The sequence below is a fragment of the Acidiluteibacter sp. genome (assembly GCF_055129545.1).
Genome location: NZ_JBSRUB010000018.1, coordinates 35,429 through 52,672, shown reverse-complemented (window position 1 = coordinate 52,672; position 17,244 = coordinate 35,429). Strand labels below are relative to the sequence as shown.

General features: G+C 35.2%; 16 protein-coding genes. 2 read left to right on the top strand and 14 right to left on the bottom strand.

The features are described 5' to 3' along the window. Positions 1-15 precede the first annotated feature (15 nt). Entirely contained in the window at positions 16-897 is an 882-nt protein-coding gene (fabD, locus tag ACTB0X_RS10295; protein WP_463024932.1) for an ACP S-malonyltransferase, read from the top strand. A 119-nt stretch (positions 898-1,016) separates the two neighbouring features. Continuing rightward, complete coding sequence (locus tag ACTB0X_RS10290) at positions 1,017-1,373, top strand: four helix bundle protein (RefSeq protein WP_463024931.1); 357 nt, start codon at positions 1,017-1,019, stop codon at positions 1,371-1,373. A gap of 107 nt (positions 1,374-1,480) precedes the next feature. Here the strand turns inward: ACTB0X_RS10290 and priA are convergent, their stop codons facing one another. The 14 genes from priA to ACTB0X_RS10220 form a co-directional block, all read right to left on the bottom strand. After that, positions 1,481-3,964 (bottom strand): replication restart helicase PriA, encoded by a 2,484-nt coding sequence (priA, locus tag ACTB0X_RS10285; RefSeq protein ID WP_463024930.1) that lies wholly within the window; start codon positions 3,962-3,964, stop codon positions 1,481-1,483. Beyond that, entirely contained in the window at positions 3,965-4,936 is a 972-nt protein-coding gene (gene pfkA, locus ACTB0X_RS10280) for a 6-phosphofructokinase (protein WP_463024929.1), read from the bottom strand. It abuts the gene before it with no gap. A gap of 206 nt (positions 4,937-5,142) precedes the next feature. Beyond that, positions 5,143-6,246 carry a Fic family protein gene (locus ACTB0X_RS10275; RefSeq protein ID WP_463024928.1) on the bottom strand — a complete coding sequence of 368 codons (1,104 nt, stop codon included), beginning with the start codon at positions 6,244-6,246 and terminating at the stop codon, positions 5,143-5,145. 105 nt (positions 6,247-6,351) lie between these two features. Continuing rightward, entirely contained in the window at positions 6,352-8,157 is a 1,806-nt protein-coding gene (gene recQ / locus ACTB0X_RS10270; protein WP_463024927.1) for a DNA helicase RecQ, read from the bottom strand. Between the two features lie 414 nt (positions 8,158-8,571). Next, entirely contained in the window at positions 8,572-9,612 is a 1,041-nt protein-coding gene (locus tag ACTB0X_RS10265) for a hypothetical protein (protein WP_463024926.1), read from the bottom strand. Position 9,613: 1 nt separating this feature from the next. Next, entirely contained in the window at positions 9,614-10,282 is a 669-nt protein-coding gene (locus ACTB0X_RS10260) for a hypothetical protein (protein ID WP_463024925.1), read from the bottom strand. 73 nt (positions 10,283-10,355) lie between these two features. Beyond that, the gene (locus ACTB0X_RS10255; RefSeq protein ID WP_463024924.1) at positions 10,356-10,907 is read right to left on the bottom strand and encodes a hypothetical protein; all 552 of its coding nucleotides are present in this window, start codon (positions 10,905-10,907) and stop codon (positions 10,356-10,358) included. 43 nt (positions 10,908-10,950) lie between these two features. Further along, the gene (locus ACTB0X_RS10250) at positions 10,951-11,328 is read right to left on the bottom strand and encodes a PH domain-containing protein (protein WP_463024923.1); all 378 of its coding nucleotides are present in this window, start codon (positions 11,326-11,328) and stop codon (positions 10,951-10,953) included. Between the two features lie 18 nt (positions 11,329-11,346). Beyond that, positions 11,347-12,402: a type I restriction endonuclease gene (locus tag ACTB0X_RS10245; RefSeq protein WP_463024922.1), complete on the bottom strand. Its 1,056-nt coding sequence runs from the start codon at positions 12,400-12,402 to the stop codon at positions 11,347-11,349. A gap of 10 nt (positions 12,403-12,412) precedes the next feature. Beyond that, positions 12,413-13,309 carry a hypothetical protein gene (locus tag ACTB0X_RS10240; RefSeq protein WP_463024921.1) on the bottom strand — a complete coding sequence of 299 codons (897 nt, stop codon included), beginning with the start codon at positions 13,307-13,309 and terminating at the stop codon, positions 12,413-12,415. Between the two features lie 9 nt (positions 13,310-13,318). After that, complete coding sequence (locus ACTB0X_RS10235; protein WP_463024920.1) at positions 13,319-13,561, bottom strand: hypothetical protein; 243 nt, start codon at positions 13,559-13,561, stop codon at positions 13,319-13,321. Further along, complete coding sequence (locus tag ACTB0X_RS10230; RefSeq protein WP_463024919.1) at positions 13,558-14,352, bottom strand: DNA/RNA non-specific endonuclease; 795 nt, start codon at positions 14,350-14,352, stop codon at positions 13,558-13,560. Before ACTB0X_RS10230 ends, ACTB0X_RS10235 begins: the two co-directional genes overlap by 4 nt. A gap of 1 nt (position 14,353) precedes the next feature. Next, positions 14,354-15,532: a hypothetical protein gene (locus ACTB0X_RS10225; protein WP_463024918.1), complete on the bottom strand. Its 1,179-nt coding sequence runs from the start codon at positions 15,530-15,532 to the stop codon at positions 14,354-14,356. A gap of 2 nt (positions 15,533-15,534) precedes the next feature. Continuing rightward, positions 15,535-17,244, bottom strand: coding sequence for a hypothetical protein (locus ACTB0X_RS10220; protein WP_463024917.1), 1,710 nt, complete (start codon positions 17,242-17,244; stop codon positions 15,535-15,537).

The following is a 17,244-nucleotide window of genomic DNA, read 5'->3' as shown; positions in this document are numbered from 1 at the left end:
TTTAAAATGAAGGATATGAAAGCATATGTATTCCCTGGACAAGGGGCACAATTTTCAGGAATGGGGAAAGACCTATACGAGCAATCGGAAGAGGCGAAGAAATTATTTCATCAAGCGAATGAAATCTTAGGTTTTAACATCACCGACATCATGTTCGAAGGAACAGATGAGCAATTGAAGCAAACCAATGTAACACAACCAGCCATCTTTTTGCACTCAGTGATCTTGGCAAAAGTGTTGGGGGATCAATTTCAACCAGATATGACTGCAGGTCATTCATTGGGTGAGTTTTCTGCATTAGTAGCAGCAGGTGCGATGAAATTTGAAGACGGATTGAAATTAGTAGCTGCAAGAGCTAACGCCATGCAGAAAGCATGTGAAGCTGAGCCTTCAACTATGGCAGCAGTATTAGGAATGGAAGATGCTGATGTGGAACGAATTTGTGGAGAAATTGACGGCATTGTGGTTCCTGCGAACTACAACTGCCCGGGACAATTGGTGATTTCAGGATCGGTGGAAGCCGTTGAAAAAGCATGTGAAGCTTTGAAAGAAGCAGGAGCAAAAAGAGCATTGATTCTTCCTGTTGGGGGAGCATTTCACTCACCATTAATGGAACCAGCAAGAGCTGAATTAGAAGCGGCCATCAAAGCCACTGAAATTAATACGCCGATTTGCCCAGTGTATCAAAACGTAGTGGCTAAAGGAATAACAGATCCCAACGAAATCAAAATCAATTTGGTGAACCAATTGACTGGAGCCGTAAAATGGACTCAAATCATGCAGCAAATGATTGCTGATGGAGCAAGCGAGTTTATAGAAGTAGGTCCGGGAAAAGTGTTGCAAGGATTGGTCAAAAAAGTGGATCGTGCCATGCCGACTGCATCTGCGGAGATTTAAAATTTAATTGTGAATGGTTAATTGTTAATTGTTAATTGTTAATTCTATTGCCTACCGGCAATCGGGTTAATGGTTCATTACATTTTGCTCCTTTAAATTATATATTGGATCTTAGGTAAATGATAAAAGAAAACGTCATAAAAAGTAAAAGCTTTCTCTTTTCGATAAGGATTGTGAATATCTGCAAAGTTGTAATCTCTGAGCATCGAGAGTTCATAATAAGCAAGCAGCTAACGAGATCAGGCACAGCTGTGGGGGCTTTATACAGAGAAGCTGAACATGCTGAAAGCAGAAAAGACTTCATTCATAAATTAGCTATTGCCCAAAAAGAATGCAATGAGTCAATTTACTGGATAGAGCTACTTCATGCCACAGATTACATAGAAAAAGAAGATTTTATAAGTCTGAAAAGTGATGCAGAAGAATTACTAAAACTACTTACCTCAATAATTAAAACCTCTAAGAAAATCATATGAATAACCATGTTGCTCCGCTCGTTCTAAGCTAGAATAGATTAGCCTGACAAAAAATTAGAATTGCGGAGCAATTCAATAATTAACCATTCACAATTCACAATTAATCATTAATACGGGTCAACATCAAAAATCACACGAATACCTTTAAAATCACTTCGATTAATTGCATTGGTGTAAATATTCAACAAATGATCTTTAGTGGCTTGAATGGAAGCCGATTTTTCTACTTTCAAAATAATTTGCTTGTGGTAGCTGTTTCTAATCTTAGCTATGGCCGGATACTCTGGGCCCAGCACTCGATTGCCAAAAATGGCTTTCATGTCGCGTGCAAAAAAGTCAGCAGCGATATTCAACTCCGGGGCTTGTCGGTGTTTTAAAGTAATCCGAATCAATCGATAATAGGGCGGATATTTAAAATTTCGACGATCAATCACTTCATTCTTAAACATGGTGTTATAATCGTGGTCGATCACATTTCGAATAATTTGATGGTCAGGATTGTACGATTGAATAATTACTTTTCCTCGTTTACTTTTTCTGCCTGCTCTCCCAGATACTTGCGACATCAATTGATAGCTTCTCTCATAGGATCTAAAGTCAGGAAAATGCAACATATTGTCTGCATTTAGGATCCCAACCAAACTGACATTACTAAAATCCAATCCTTTAGTGACCATCTGTGTACCGACTAAAATTTGCACTTCTTGATTCTCAAATTGATTGATGATCGTGTGATATGCATTCTTAGCTCTAGTGGTGTCTAAATCCATTCGAGCTACTTTCACATCCGGGAAGTAAATTCCAATCTCCTCCTCTATCTTTTCGGTTCCAAAGCCTTTTACTTTTATGGCGGTGTCTCCACAAGCCGGACAAACTTTCGGTGTCGGAATGGAATACCCACAGTAATGGCAATTCAACCGATTGGTGTATTTATGATAGGTTAACCCAACGTCACAATTCTTACATTCAGCAGTATGTCCGCAGGTTTCACAAATCATTATGGGAGAATAACCTCTTCTGTTTTGGAACAAAATAATCTGTTCCTTATTTTCTAGCGCCTCCTCCATGGCTTCAAACAACAATGGAGAAAACAGTGATTTCATCTTTTTCTTTCGAGTAGCGTCTTTGATATCTGCACACAAAATCTCCGGCATTTGAACGTTTCCAAAACGCTTGAACATTTCTACCAGCTGGTACTTTCCATCTTTAGCATTCCGATAGCTCTCTACTGATGGTGTTGCAGAACCCAACAGCACATTAGCCTTGTGCATATTTGCCAAAACAATACTCGCATCACGGGCTTGATATCGTGGAGCAGGATCGTATTGTTTAAATGTGTTTTCATGTTCCTCATCCACAATCACTAATCCCAAATGGCTGTAGGGCAAAAACATCGCTGATCGCGCACCCAATATTATTTGAAAGCGGCTATTTTCATTCTCAGGATCAAACTTCAAGACTTCATTCCAAACCTCAGCACGCTCATTTTCATTGTATCGTGAATGGTACACTCCTACTTTATCGCCAAATACTTTTTGCAATCGACCAACAATTTGTGCCGTCAACGCAATTTCTGGCAATAAATACAAGACTTGCTTATTGGCTTTCAACGCTTCTTCAATCAACTGAATATACACTTCCGTTTTTCCCGAAGATGTTACTCCATGCAATAAGGTTACTTTTCCTTCACTAAATGCCGATTTAATCTCACCAAAAGCACGCAACTGTTCCTCGTTCAAATCGTAGGATTCTTGCTGCGCTTCAGCCATCTTGATGCGATTGACTTCTTCCTCGTAAATCTCAAAAATTTCCTTCTTTACTAAAGTGTTGATCGTTGACGGAGAAGCATTGACTACTTTTTGCAAATCTGCTTTACGCACTACTTTTGGTTGCTTGGAATACCGCTGATTCAGTTGAATAAATCCCATCAGCACTTCAATTTGCTTATCTTTTTTCGCCAGTTCATCAAAAATGATTTTTAACTGGGCTTCATCATTGGCTTTTGCAGTCAGACGAACATAGCTTTCCATTTTCGGTTTGTAACGTCGCTTCAATTCCTCTTCTACAACGATGGCCTTTTTCTCAATCAGTTTTTTGATGTAACCGTGAATATTTTTGATGCCCAAAATCTCAGCAATCTCTGCTACATTCAATTCATTTCGAACCTCTAATGCTTCTACAATGAGGTATTCATTGTCGGACAACTCATCAACAACCTCCCGAAAGTGTTCGTGCAATAAGATTTTTGTTTCACTCGCCAATTTTAATGAAGAAGGCATGGCAGCATTCATCACATCTCCAGGATTGGCCATGTAATACGTCTCTAACCATTTCCAAAATTTCAATTGAAATGAATTCACAATCGGATAATCGTCCAATACAGCCTCTATGTATTTGGCTTCATAGGATGGTGCCGTTTCATGAACTTTTATAATAATTCCGGTGTATAGTTTCGTGCCTTTGCCAAATTGAGCAATCACACGTTTTCCAATCTCAATTTCTTCATTGAATTCCACGGGCACACGATACGTATACAAATTAGGTATCGGCAATGGCAAAACAAGGTCAACAAAATAGGTCACTCGACTCATTTAGGTGGATAAGATTTCTGCTAAACGAAGCAAGTTTTCATTCAATTTATTGTGGTGCTTGATGGCCTTTTCATAAGGCGTATGGGCAATTTGGTTGTTTACCACTCCGACCATTTGATTGGTTTTTCCAGCCAACAATGCTTCTACGGCTGCTACGCCCAATCGACTCGCCAACACTCGATCGGCAGCAGATGGACTTCCACCTCTTTGAATGTGACCCAACACCGTCACTTTTGTATCGTAATAATCAAACTTCTCTTTTACTTTTTTGGCCACATCTGCCGCATTTCCGGCATCATCGCCTTCCGCAACCATTATAATTGCGCTGCTTTTATGCTGATCTCTCCCCTTCTCTAACTTTTGAATCAAGGCATCAATGTAAGTCGGAGTCTCAGGAACCAAAATCGCTTCTGCTCCTACACCAATTCCACTGCGAAGTGCTATAAACCCTGCATCTCTTCCCATCACTTCCACAAAGAATAACCGATCGTGAGAGCTGGCTGTATCTCTAATTTTATCGACAGCCTCCACCACCGTGTTCAAAGCCGTGTCATAACCAATCGTATTGTCAGTTCCAAATAAGTCATTGTCTATCGTGCCTGGAACACCTATGGACGGAATTCCATACTCGGCTTCAAAGATCTTAGCTCCTGTAAAGGTCCCGTCTCCACCAATCGCCACTAAGCCTTCAATTCCATTTGCCTTTAAATTTTCGTAGGCTTTCTTTCGTCCTGCTTCTGTTCTAAAAGCATTGCTTCTAGCAGATTTTAGAATAGTTCCTCCACGTTGAATAATCCCACTGACATCTTGAGATTTCAGTGGACGAATATCGCCTGAAATCATTCCATCATAAGCGCGATAAATCCCAAACACCTCAATATTATGGTAAATGGCGGCACGAACCACCGCTCTAACTGCAGCATTCATACCCGGAGAATCTCCTCCAGAAGTAAATACACCTATTCTTTTCATACCAGATTGGATTGAAGGATAAAATTAACGCTTTTCTGATGGTTAATGGGTATTGAGTAAAGGATAATTATTGATTTGGTTGAAGTGCTTCTATTGATAAAAACGGATCTTTCTAAAACCTCTTTATTTTGAAAACCTTTATGAACTTAATTTTGAGTAAAACCTACCTTTAGATTCACTTTTCAATGATTATTATTCGTATTTATTCAATTTTTCAACTCATAGTTTGTACTTCTCCCACCTGCTAATTCCTTTTGTAGAATATTCTTATCTATCAAATCATTAATATCTCTAATTGCTGTATCCTTTGAGCATTTCGCTATCTTTGCCCATTTAGAGGAAGTTAATTTTCCATCAAATCCATCCAACAACTTGTTCAAAATCTTTTTTTGTCTTTCATTTATTAAAGTTTTAGAATGCTTGAACCAAAAGTCTGCTTTAAATAAAATCCTAACCAATAATGAATCTGTCGATTTTAAGGAATTTATCAAACAGTTTAAAAACCATTGAATCCATTCAGTAATATCAAGATTCCCTTTTTGAGTCTTTTCTAGTATTTCATAATACCCCTTTCTTTCTATTCTTATTTGAGCTGACATGCTGTAAAACCGTTGATTACTTTTATCCGACTTTGCCAATAGCATATCAGTCAAAGCTCTTGCTATTCGTCTATTCCCATCGTCAAAAGGATGGATCGTGACAAACCATAAATGAGCTATGGCAGCTTTTAATACTAAATCTGTTTTTTCATTAGTAAGAAACCAATCGAGAAACAAATTCATTTCTTTTTTGATCAATGAAGAATCCGGTGCTTGAAAATGAACTATTTCTTTACCCATAGCTCCTGAGACCACTTGCATTGGTCCAGTAGAATCTATTCTCCAATCTCCTACGATTATTTTAAACATTCCACTTCTTCCAGTTGGAAATAAAGCAGAATGCCAATCAAAAAGTCTGTTTGTTGTCAACGGCTCAAAACAGTTTTGCGTCGCATCGAGCATCATTTCAACCACACCTTCAATATCCCGATCAGACTCAACTGAACCGGCTATTTCCATTCCCAATCTTCGTGCTATTGAAGAACGAACTTGATCGGGATTTAAAAAATCTCCTTCTATTTCTGAAGACTTTAATACATCGAGTGTTAACGTATCAAGTAGCGCTTCATTTCTTAGGTCGAATCCCAAAGATTCCATTTTACCAATGAGTCTTCCTTGTAAATTTCTCGCCTCACTTAACAAATTAACTATTTCATCATTCTTCCATGTGAAATTCGGCCAATTGTATTGTTGGTATATAAATGCTTTCATTCGTTGCAGATTTTGCAACGAATATACACCTTATTCGTTGCAATTAAAATTATTCGTCGCACAATTTACAACGATTAAGCCTTTATTCGTTGCAAAGGGCAGTTATTACACCCCAGTTTTAAACTTTCGAATCACTGCCATAAATTCCTCTCCGTATTTTTCCATTTTATTCATCCCCACTCCAGAAATTGCCAAGAACTGATTTTCTGTAACTGGGAATTCACTTGCCATCGCCTTCAATGATTTATCATTAAAAATAATGTACGCTGGCATATTCTCTTTTCGAGAAATCGAATACCTCAACTTCTTTAATTCTGTAAATAAATCGGTGTTTACATCTGCATCGTCAGTTATTTTCAAGACCTTTTGGGGACTACTTTTTTTCTCTTCAGCTAGTACTGGCAAAGTTAATTTGACGGTCTGTTCTCCTTTTAGCACTTTCCACCCAATTGGCGAAATCTTTAAGGCCGAACTTTCGCTGTACATGATCTCAATCAACCCTTGATTGGCCAATTGAATGATGTAATCTCTCCAATCATAATAACTTACACCCTTCCCTACTCCATACGTTTTGAGTTTGAAATAACCTCCAGCAATGACCTCTGCATTGTTGGAGCCTCTCAATACATTAATCAACATCGTAATCCCTTCCTTCTCTTTCATTCTAGCAATTCCTGAAAGCGCTTTCTGAGCCAACAACGTGCCGTCAAAGTCCTTGGGCGGATTGTCACAAACATCACAGTTTCCGCAATCGGTGGTCAGGTGTTCTCCGAAATAAGAAAGCAGTATTTTCCTACGGCATGATTTTGCTTCAGCAAATTGCAACATGCGGCTCAATTTATCCTTTTGCATGGTTGAATTAGCCCCACCATCCGCAAACTGACTGTATAAAACAAAATCCCTCATGTTGTAATACAATCTTGTTTCAGAGGGCAACCCATCACGACCGGCTCTCCCAATTTCTTGGTAATATCCCTCTAAGTTTTTTGGTAAGTTATAATGAATCACCCAGCGCACATTCGATTTGTCAATTCCCATCCCAAAAGCAATCGTAGCTACAATTATTTTGGTGTCGTCATTTATAAAATCTGTTTGTACTCGTTCCCGATCCTCAGCATCCATCCCTGCATGATAAAACGCGACTGAATGTCCATTGGCTTTTAAATAATAGGCGACTTCGGCTGTATTCTTCCGACTCAAGCAATAAATGATTCCACTTTCGTTCTTCTTCTGTTCTACAAATCGCTCAATTTCTTGCAATTTCTGTTTCTTAGGAACTTGCCCTCTTACCTCAATACTTAGGTTTTTACGATCAAAAGAAGAGATAAATAGTTTGGAGTTTTTCAATCCCAATTGTTCTTCAATGTCTTTTCTAGCCGACTTATCAGCAGTGGCAGTCAAAGCCATAAATGGAACTTCCGGCAAGGAATTTCTAAATGCTTTGAGTTGTGTATACTCCGGTCTAAAATCGTGACCCCACATGCTGACGCAATGCGCTTCGTCAATGGCTACTAATTTTATATTCAACTTTTTCAACCACGTATCACTCACAGAAATCAATTTCTCAGGCGACAAATAAAGCAACTGAATTTCACCTTTCGTAGCTCGGTCAATCACGTCATTTTCGGCTTGTGGAGAAATAGAGCTGTTGAAAAAATCTGCTTTTATTCCGTTTGATTGCAACGCCTGAACTTGATCTTTCATTAAAGAAATAAGCGGCGAAACCACAATGGTGATTCCATCAAAACACAAGGCCGGAATCTGAAAACACATCGACTTTCCTCCACCTGTCGGCATCAGCACAAAACTATCTTTCCCTGCTAAAGTGCGTTCAATGATTTCTTGTTGCAACGGACGAAATTCATCGTAGCCAAATGTATTTTTTAATAATGCTTGTGGGGTCTTTTTCATTCTCGATTTTTGCATTCATCTCAGCGATTAAAAAGCAATAAACACATTGTTTATTTAGTATTCAAGTCTTTGTGAATTTAAATTAAATAATAGTAGTTGTATTGTAATAGTTAAAACGAATATAATTTTGAACTTTTAGTATTTCTCTAATACTCAAATAATCGTGCTTAGCGCGTTTAGTAAAGATATCATTTGGTTAAAGGTCATTAGTAAAATTCTCAGAACAATTTTACTATTTGCTTTGCGAAGACAAAATACTACTGCTATTTTCCGCAGGGTTTGTAAGAAAAAAGGGGATGGAGGAGTTGATGTACAATTAAAAAATGAAAAACCCCCTTCAATACTGACAAGGCAATTGAAGAGAGTTTCCGTTTACTGAGTTTAACCAATTATTCAGTAATCTTAAATATTCTATTATTCCGACTGATTGACCAAATATGGAATCTGATTTTTAGTCACTTTAGGAACAAGGACTGTTCTTAAACCTACTTCCTTGCTATAAGTTATCGCTACAACTTCTAACCTCACATTAATTCCATACATAGAATCAGGATTTTTTATCCCTATAAAATAGGTTCCATTAGTATAGCCTTCTCCAAGTTTAACTATATCAGATTTTACATTTTTCCTATTTGCAATCGAAAAATGTTTGAATTGATCGTCTAATTTTTGCTCGAAAAGCATAGCATTCTGATAGTCTTGAAACAGGTAAATATCACAATAGTTATCACCAGGAGCTTTCGTCAGAGCAGAAGCTGTATAACTTAAAACACCAGTATTATCAAATGCTTTAGTTAACTGCGAAAGAAGACTAAATACTGAAGCTGTCTTATCTAAAGCATCTTTATTTCGATAAACTACTACTTCATAATACCATTCAACTGTATTTTGTGGAAGAGTAATTTGATACGTGACTCTTGATTTGCCATCCTTAAAAGTGGCATTACTACCACTATTGATAAAAATTTGAGAATTATCAATAATTGACTTCGGAATATATTCTTCTTTAATAACATATTGCTCCTTATTTTGAATATAAGAAGTATCAAATTCAGTTCGCCAATATACAGTGGAATTAAAGCTTTCTTGACTTTCCGAAGGGATTCTAGAAATTGCAATTTTTCCAATTCGCTTTCCCAATGAAGCATTGTAAAACCGAAACTGATAAATCCCAGTAGTTGGAATGGCTAATTGCTTCCCAGTAATTTTCTTTACTTCATAATCCGAATAAATAGAACGACCAGATGAAAATTCTTTAATTTCTATTTCTTTGATCCCTTTCTTTCTGAGTTCTTCAAAGTTGAGTTGAACTAGATCTCCCTCGTGAAATCCAAAATAGAAATACTCTTGCCCCACCCCTCCTAACTTCATGGTTTGATCCGTAAGGTTAATTGGGGTTTGGCAGAAGACATTAACTGCAATTAAAAGAGAAAAACTTATTATAAATACTTTCATACTATTCTAAAGTTGTTCCATCAGAAAAAATAATTTTACTTGGTTTCCAAACGACTTTCAAATCCTTCAATTCTTTATTCTTTAAAGTTTTATCGCCGGATTTAAAACTATTATACTTAGTCGTTCCTTCCCACACTACTTCATCTTGAGCTGATATTGGTTGATCATACACAAAGTTTAAAGAGCTAATTTCATCATCAAATAAATTCGAAAAAGTGACTTGCCCTTTCAAAGCTCGAATCTCTTTCTGAGACTTATTCTTAATTATAAATTTGTATGTTAAGTACTTTTGATAATCATACTCATCATATCCTTTACTATAACAAGAGACAGTAACAGCCTGACTTAAAAGCTCCATTCTCTTTTCTTCTTCAACCTTAGCTTTTAAAGCTAGTTGATTTTGCTCTTCTTCAATCGCTAACTGTTTTGCTTTCCACTTTTTGCCATCTTCAAGTATTTCTGAATATGTCATTTCATTTAAATCAGCGTTTTGAAATTTTAAACGAAGCATTGACATTGCTAAAAGTTGCAGTTCATTAGAATCTAAGTCCTCTTTTAACTTAAGTATATCTTCTTTTGCTGTTTCTTCATTAAATTTTTTATCTATCGATGATGTGCAACTAATTAAGGTCAAACAGACAACTATAATAGTCAAATTAATTTTCTTCATTTTCTTATTTTTTTAAGTTCTATGACAATCAGTATAGCTGTTGAAATACCCATCAGCTTTCTTGTTTATTATATTAGAATACATAGCTTACATAAATCTTGAAAGCTACTTCACCTCCGGCATCCAATCGAATAGTTGAAGGAAACTTGTTATTGCTAGAATATGGAGTAAAAGTGACTCCACCCATATAATCATTTGCTGTTGTGCCATCATAATCATACAACGCTATAGAATAGCTATCTTTTGGTTCTGTTATTTGAAAGGCAGGCGTTATAGAAAATTGATAGGTATCTGAAGGATCTGCATTTTCGTAATAGATTGAACTTGTCCAAATCGTGGTTCCATCTTTTAAAATCTTAGGATAAATCTCCGGTCCACTTGTAAGATCCCAACCTCCGCCGTTATCTGTTGCAGGAAATTTAAGTACTTCAATTTTTGAAATTTTTATTTGTTGGGGAGTGATTTGTTGACCGCAATCTGAGCCATAAAATCCCTGAAGACAGTCACAACGTCCATCATTACAAATTCCACCGTTTTGGCAGTTAGCGGTTTCACATTCATCTTTTTTACATCCAGACAATGTGATCAAAAAAAATGAGAACAGTATTAATAATTTAGCTTTCATAATTATGTTATTTAAATTGAGTTGTTGTTGACTTTTAATTTTGTTACGTCACTTTCTCGGTTAGAAATTTCTGTACATCATAGACATTGATGTTTTTATTAAATTTTTTACTTATTGATGGAGCATGTTCACTCGAAATCCATATTTTAAGCTCTGCATCTAAATCAAAAGTCCCTGCTGTTTCTAATGAATATCTAGTAATATTCTTATATGGCATTGACTTATATTCTACTTTACTTCCTGTTAAACCCTGAACATCAATTAAGACTAGACGTCTATTAGTAAACATAAATACATCTCTAAAAAGCTTAAACCCAAGCTCTATTTTTTCATCTTGCAACAATAGTTTCCCATACTCTTGATTCAATTTCTCTATAGAAACTTCACTTGAATTGCCTAGAATGCTATTAAATAATCCCATATCAATAAATTTTAAATATTAGTTTTCATAACCTTTTACTCTTCCACAAATCATATCAGAAAAATCATAAATCTCATTTAATTCAGAAATAGGATGGCGCTCTTCTTGTTTATACTCGTTAATTAGTCCGATATATTTTTGACCACTGTTAAACCAAAGCCGGCATATTGGTTTTCGATTATTATTATCTAATAATATCCCAAAGTATGACTGCGTATCTCTGTGATGAATCCTACTGGGGTCAACTACTTTTCGAAGTAATGATTTAACTATATGAAAACCTTCTATTTCCTCTTCAGTAGTTTCTATTTTAGAAATTTCTTCTACTTCAAAAGTGTCCTCTTGCTGCTCCTTTGTTTCTTTAACTAAAGCCGATTTTAATCGGTCATTTACCATCTCTGACACAACTTGATTGACTGCTTTTTTCGTAATGGCTGTAAATTGTTCCATAACTTTTTCTGTAAACCGACCATTGTATACCCTATTTGAAAAAAAACGGATAAATTCCTGATCAGGTTCTTGAATTTGTTGAATGAAATTGTCCTTAATCGCTTTGATATATTTCAAGTCACTTGCGGAACTAATAATACGTTCAACATCAAAATTTGACTTATTGAATTTCTTCAACTCTTGGATATTACTCTCACGAAGATCTTCCAAATTAATTTCAAGAAACGGCTTTTCATCCATGATGTTTCGTTTCTCCAAATCACTAAAGAACCGATAAATTACTCCATTTGTCAATACTCCAAACCTTGCTTGAGTTACATGGAAATAGCGATGTAATTGAGAGTTGTGGTTATTCAGGTTTTCTTGCCAAGATTTACACTCTAAAATAATGATTGGTTTGTTTTCGCTCATGATTGCAAAGTCTACCTTTTCCCCTTTCTTTAAACCTATATCCGCGGTAAATTCAGGAATTACCTCAGCAGGGTTAAAAACATCATATCCTAATGCTTGAATAAAAGGCAAAATAAAGGCAGTCTTTGTTGCTTCTTCTGTTGAAATGTGCTGTTTGGTCTGCTCTATTCGCTTAATAATTGTCTCTAATTGAGCTTTGATTTCTATTTCCATGATTATTGCATTAATAGTCCAAATTATTCATATCTATTTCGGGATAATTTTCTTTTGCATATCGAGTAAATTCATCCAAAGAGCCTTTATATTGCTCAACGAATTGAATCAAATCCTTTTTAGGTTTTTTATAAGCTTTATATATTCTTTGTTTTATTAACTTCTTAGTTTTTTCATCAAATAAACCTTTCTCCTTTTTTGATTTAGACTTTTTATTTATTATATCTTTTGCTATGTAATTACTAGCTACAAAACGGTTATACATCGTAGTATAGGCTCTATTACCACTTACAATTTTTCTAGGAACTAGGATTACTTTTTGGGAATCATAGGTTGGTAGCCTATATTTTTTTATGCTCCACTTGCCAGCACTACAGTCATAATACTCACATTCAAATACTTTCGCACCCTTCAATTTATATTTCTTAACCTGATTTGCAGTAAATTCTGAAAAGATATCTCGACAAACATTGAGAATAGTGTCAGACATAATGTCTTGACCAATGCCTGCAACAAGTAATAAAACGTTGTGAGCCTCATTAGTAATTTCTGCTTCGTGTTTAGCAAATCGATTATTTCTCAGAGAATCAAATATTGTTGCTGCTTTTTCTTTTGCCACTGCTTTCCCTTTGTTAGTTTGTGAGTAGCCAAAGTGGATTTCATTAGGTTCATGAAGATGTGAAAGAAAAGTTATTCCTAAATTTCTTTTGTTTGGTTTTATAAAATCTCTATTCAACTTAGAAAGAAATGATACCAGCCTATTATATACTTCTTTCGAGATAGTACTTTCTAATTTAGTATTCTGAATGAGAAAAGGACAAATAAATACCTCTAAATCTTTTTCTAAAGGAATATTAAAGAATTCTACCTCATCAACTATTGAAAAGTGTTTTGTAAAAGTTTTCATAATTATTATTTATAAATTAGATTTCCCATCACAAGCATAACCCGGCTTTTTATGACACGTTAATTGTTTGTTAATGCAGCTATCGCCACAAGCCTTTCCCTTTTTGCAGATTTTACAACATTTCTCTGCAACAATCTCTTTTGTTTCAGCATTTTCGCAATTCTCTAAAACAGCTAGCTGGGAGTTCCCTCCACTACAGGCCATTAAGGTGAATAACAACACTAACCATTGATATTTCTTGAATCTTTTCATCTTCGTAATTTGTATATTTTACTTTCTAATTTGAGTTCATATTCATCTGCCAATCGTTCAAAAAAATCATAGCCAGTCAACTGCTCAATTTCATCAACAGTCAACTGATAATCTTTAAATGCACCACTAAACTTTAGTGAATTGTTCCCCATTTTAACTGCGTACATTTTACCTAATTCAGGATAAAAAATAATCTTGTAAAGGGCATTTGGAACTCCTACCTTATTCTCTCCTACAGTATTAATTGTTTCTTCGAATATTAACCCTGTAACCACATAGGCGGAGCAACTGCATTTTTCTACTTTTTTTCGAATTGCCATTTCCAAATATTTCCATCCATAGCGATTCAGTTCTTTCAACTGCGGAGAAACATTTGAATAGTTGAATGTTTCGTCTTTCAAATATTGGCTATAAACGAAGTCTCCTGCCGGAACATGATGTCCTCTATCATAACCACTTTTGTAATAGTCATTATCTGTTGCAGAATTTCCAACCAATCTTTCATCAATTTCAAAGTCGTTCATTCGAACTGCTTTTACTCCATTACTATCTTTTATTTGATCCGGCGAAATCCGATGTATGGTGTAATTGGGAACTTTCCATTCTTTATTATAATTTACAACGAAGCCTTTGTAAATAACATATTCCCAAATTAGATCTTTCTCATATGTAAGATGAGGATTCTCCTGCTCAACACTTCTTTGAACTATAGGACTTAGCTTAACAGAACAACCTAACTGCATTACATGAGACACTATAATGAAATAATAGATTATTTTTTTAAAATTCATATTACACACTTTTAGTTTTTATTAGTGTCCATTCTCCATTTCTAAACTCTAAATCAAACTCTTCTTGAGGAAGAAAGCCATAGACTTCCATTTGTCTAATTTTGTAACCATTTGTCTTTTCTGAACAGGTTAAAAGCACTCTAACACTTCTAATATTTTCTTTAAATACAATTTTTGCCCTGTATTGATCTTCAGAAATAAATTGTAGCTTACTGATTTCAAACTGTAGTTGATTTTCATTCGTTAATAAATAATGAAGTCTATAATTCGGGAATTTTGTTGATTTTAAAATGTAAGTTTTACAGCTATCGAAAGAATGTTTTTCGAATGGTTTAAGTTGATTAACAACTTGAATTCCGGCAGAAAGCAAGTTTTTTCTGAAAGCAATTTCACAGTCTAGTCCCTTAAACAAGAACTCATTTCTATAATTTGATTTGAACGTCTCAAATGAAGAGTAAAGAGAGAATAGTTCCTCAATGTCGGTGGCTATTCCTATTCCCCATTCTAAATAGTTTCCTTTCATCAGCTCTTCAAATTCTTTAATTCGACTCACTAAGAGTTGATGAATTACTTTTTTAGAAATTGGAATCAAAGTATCCGCTATTGCAATTTGTAAAGGAGTGTCTTCTTGATTCCAGTAGAATGAGGTATCTATTCCTGCAGATTGCACATTTACTAATATGCTGTCAATCCTTTTATCTCCGTTTTTCCATTGAATCAAGAACTCTCCAGAAGTATTACTTAAGGTTCTATAGTTTAGATGGGGTAAGCTTATTATAGCGTCTTGAAAGGGTTTCTCTCCAAGGTATATTTGTCCATTGATACGTGTATATAGATTACAATTATCATTTTTAATAATAACTGCAGGATTTACCAAATAAGTAAACAAAATAAGCAGCAAAGTAAAGAGACCCCTGAAACTATGGCTTCCAAATTTCAGTCTACCAATTATTGGTATTAGAACGGATGTAATTCCAAAAGAGAAGCCAATGCGCAGAAATATATATTGAGAGTTGGTTGGGCATGGCATAATATAGTTGAAGAAAATAACGATCAACAACAATAGAAAGCCAAAAACTATAACTTTAGCGCTATTTATATTCCCAATTGTTTTATTGATGATTACATTTCCCATGGCAACATACTTGCCACTTACTTTTAACTTCTTTATCCAATCCATAATTAAAATGCTCTTTTAATTAAAAACTGTATTCTAGAACTCATTTTCTTTAATTCTGGAAGTCCACCACTCCACCTTTTGAGTAAAAAGCTAGTGTAAGCAGATTTTAAACCTTTACTCTTAATAGTTAAATAAAATGCTTTTAATGTTTCTCTGCTTTTTAAAGAATTATCATCTTTAATACACAGAATATAAATCCAAATTCTAATCCACATAGAAATTTGAATTGGTATTGCTCTGTTAAAGTGAATTGAAGCAGTTGTTGGAGTTTCTCTTTCCCTTTGAGAGTTTTGAGGGCGTTCAATCGGTCTAATGGGTTCAATTCTAAATAAATTATCAAGCTCCTCTTTATCAACCTCTTTCCCAAATTGCCATAAAATCTTTGTACCCAGCAATCTATTAGACAATACCTTACTTTCTAATAATTGCTGAACTCCTTTTTCAACTTTTGTAACAGGTCTTTCATTTGGGTTTAACCAAACTGGTAGCTTCTCTTCTTCAAGCGCTAGTTTTAAGCGATAAACTGTTAATTCATTTAGTTTAATTCTTTCTTGAAAGTAAACTTTACAAAACGCAAAAACCAAATAGTCTGCTTCTTCAGAAAAAACGTTAGGACATATTTCTGGAAGTTGTCTTTCTGCTTCTTCATAATCTAGCTGTAGCACAAAAATTAGAGTTTCCCAGACCACTTTTAAAACTGCCTCTCTTTTTTCTAACTTGATTAGTGATTTCAATGTTTGATACAACGATTGGATAGAAATTACGTGTTGACTTTTTATAAGATCTAACTTCTGGTATGTTTTTAAAACAGTAATTAAAACCTTATCTCTATGCGTTAACTTTAGTCTTCTATTCTCTTCAGAGTTCACCTCCAAACATTCTTGAATCCAACCAATTAAAATTTTTTGTATCGTTTCAGGAAACTCAAGATAAACACCTGCTAAGCTATTACTAACCAATTCCTGTAAGTCATCCTCTTTAACTAAGTGCTCTGTTATAAGAGGTAACATTTTATGAACGTGCTGTTTAATTAATCTTGGTAAGACCTCTTTTAACCTTTCTCTAACTCTTGGTTCATAATCTACTAGAAGTAATTGTAGTAAATCAATCAACCGTTGATCTAATTCATCTGGTGGATCGTAAGCAGCTGCATATCCTAAAGTCAATACTGATGTTGACTTTATGTAAGTCAAAGCTTTTTCAGCAGAAGACTTATTAATAGAAGAAATCTTTTCATTTTTCAAGAACTCCGTTACTGTCTGCTGAATGTCCTCACTTATAACCCAACGGTTTATTGTGTTAAATAAAAGTTCATGATGACCATACTCTCTCCAGCGAGCCATCGCTTTTGCAGTAATCCTCTGGAGTGTTATTTCACTTACTGCAGCGAACTCTAATAAGGTATGTTCTACTGTTTCTAATGAATGAATACCAATGTCGCTAATGGCTCCACCAATTGCCTGGCGTATTGCCGTTCGTCTTTGCTGATTTCCGAACTTTTCCCAGTTTATTTCGGAGCTTACAATAGTATTTCGTGCAGCATCTACCAGAATTGGTAGGGCGTATAAAATATGACGACGGTAACTGTCCCAAGCAGCCTCAATTATTGCTGCTCGTTGTTCTGGGTATTTACTTTTTAGAATGTATTTTCCCTCATTAACCTTATCAAATTCAAAATAATTGTGTAAAAAATCTAGATCGCAATAATCCAA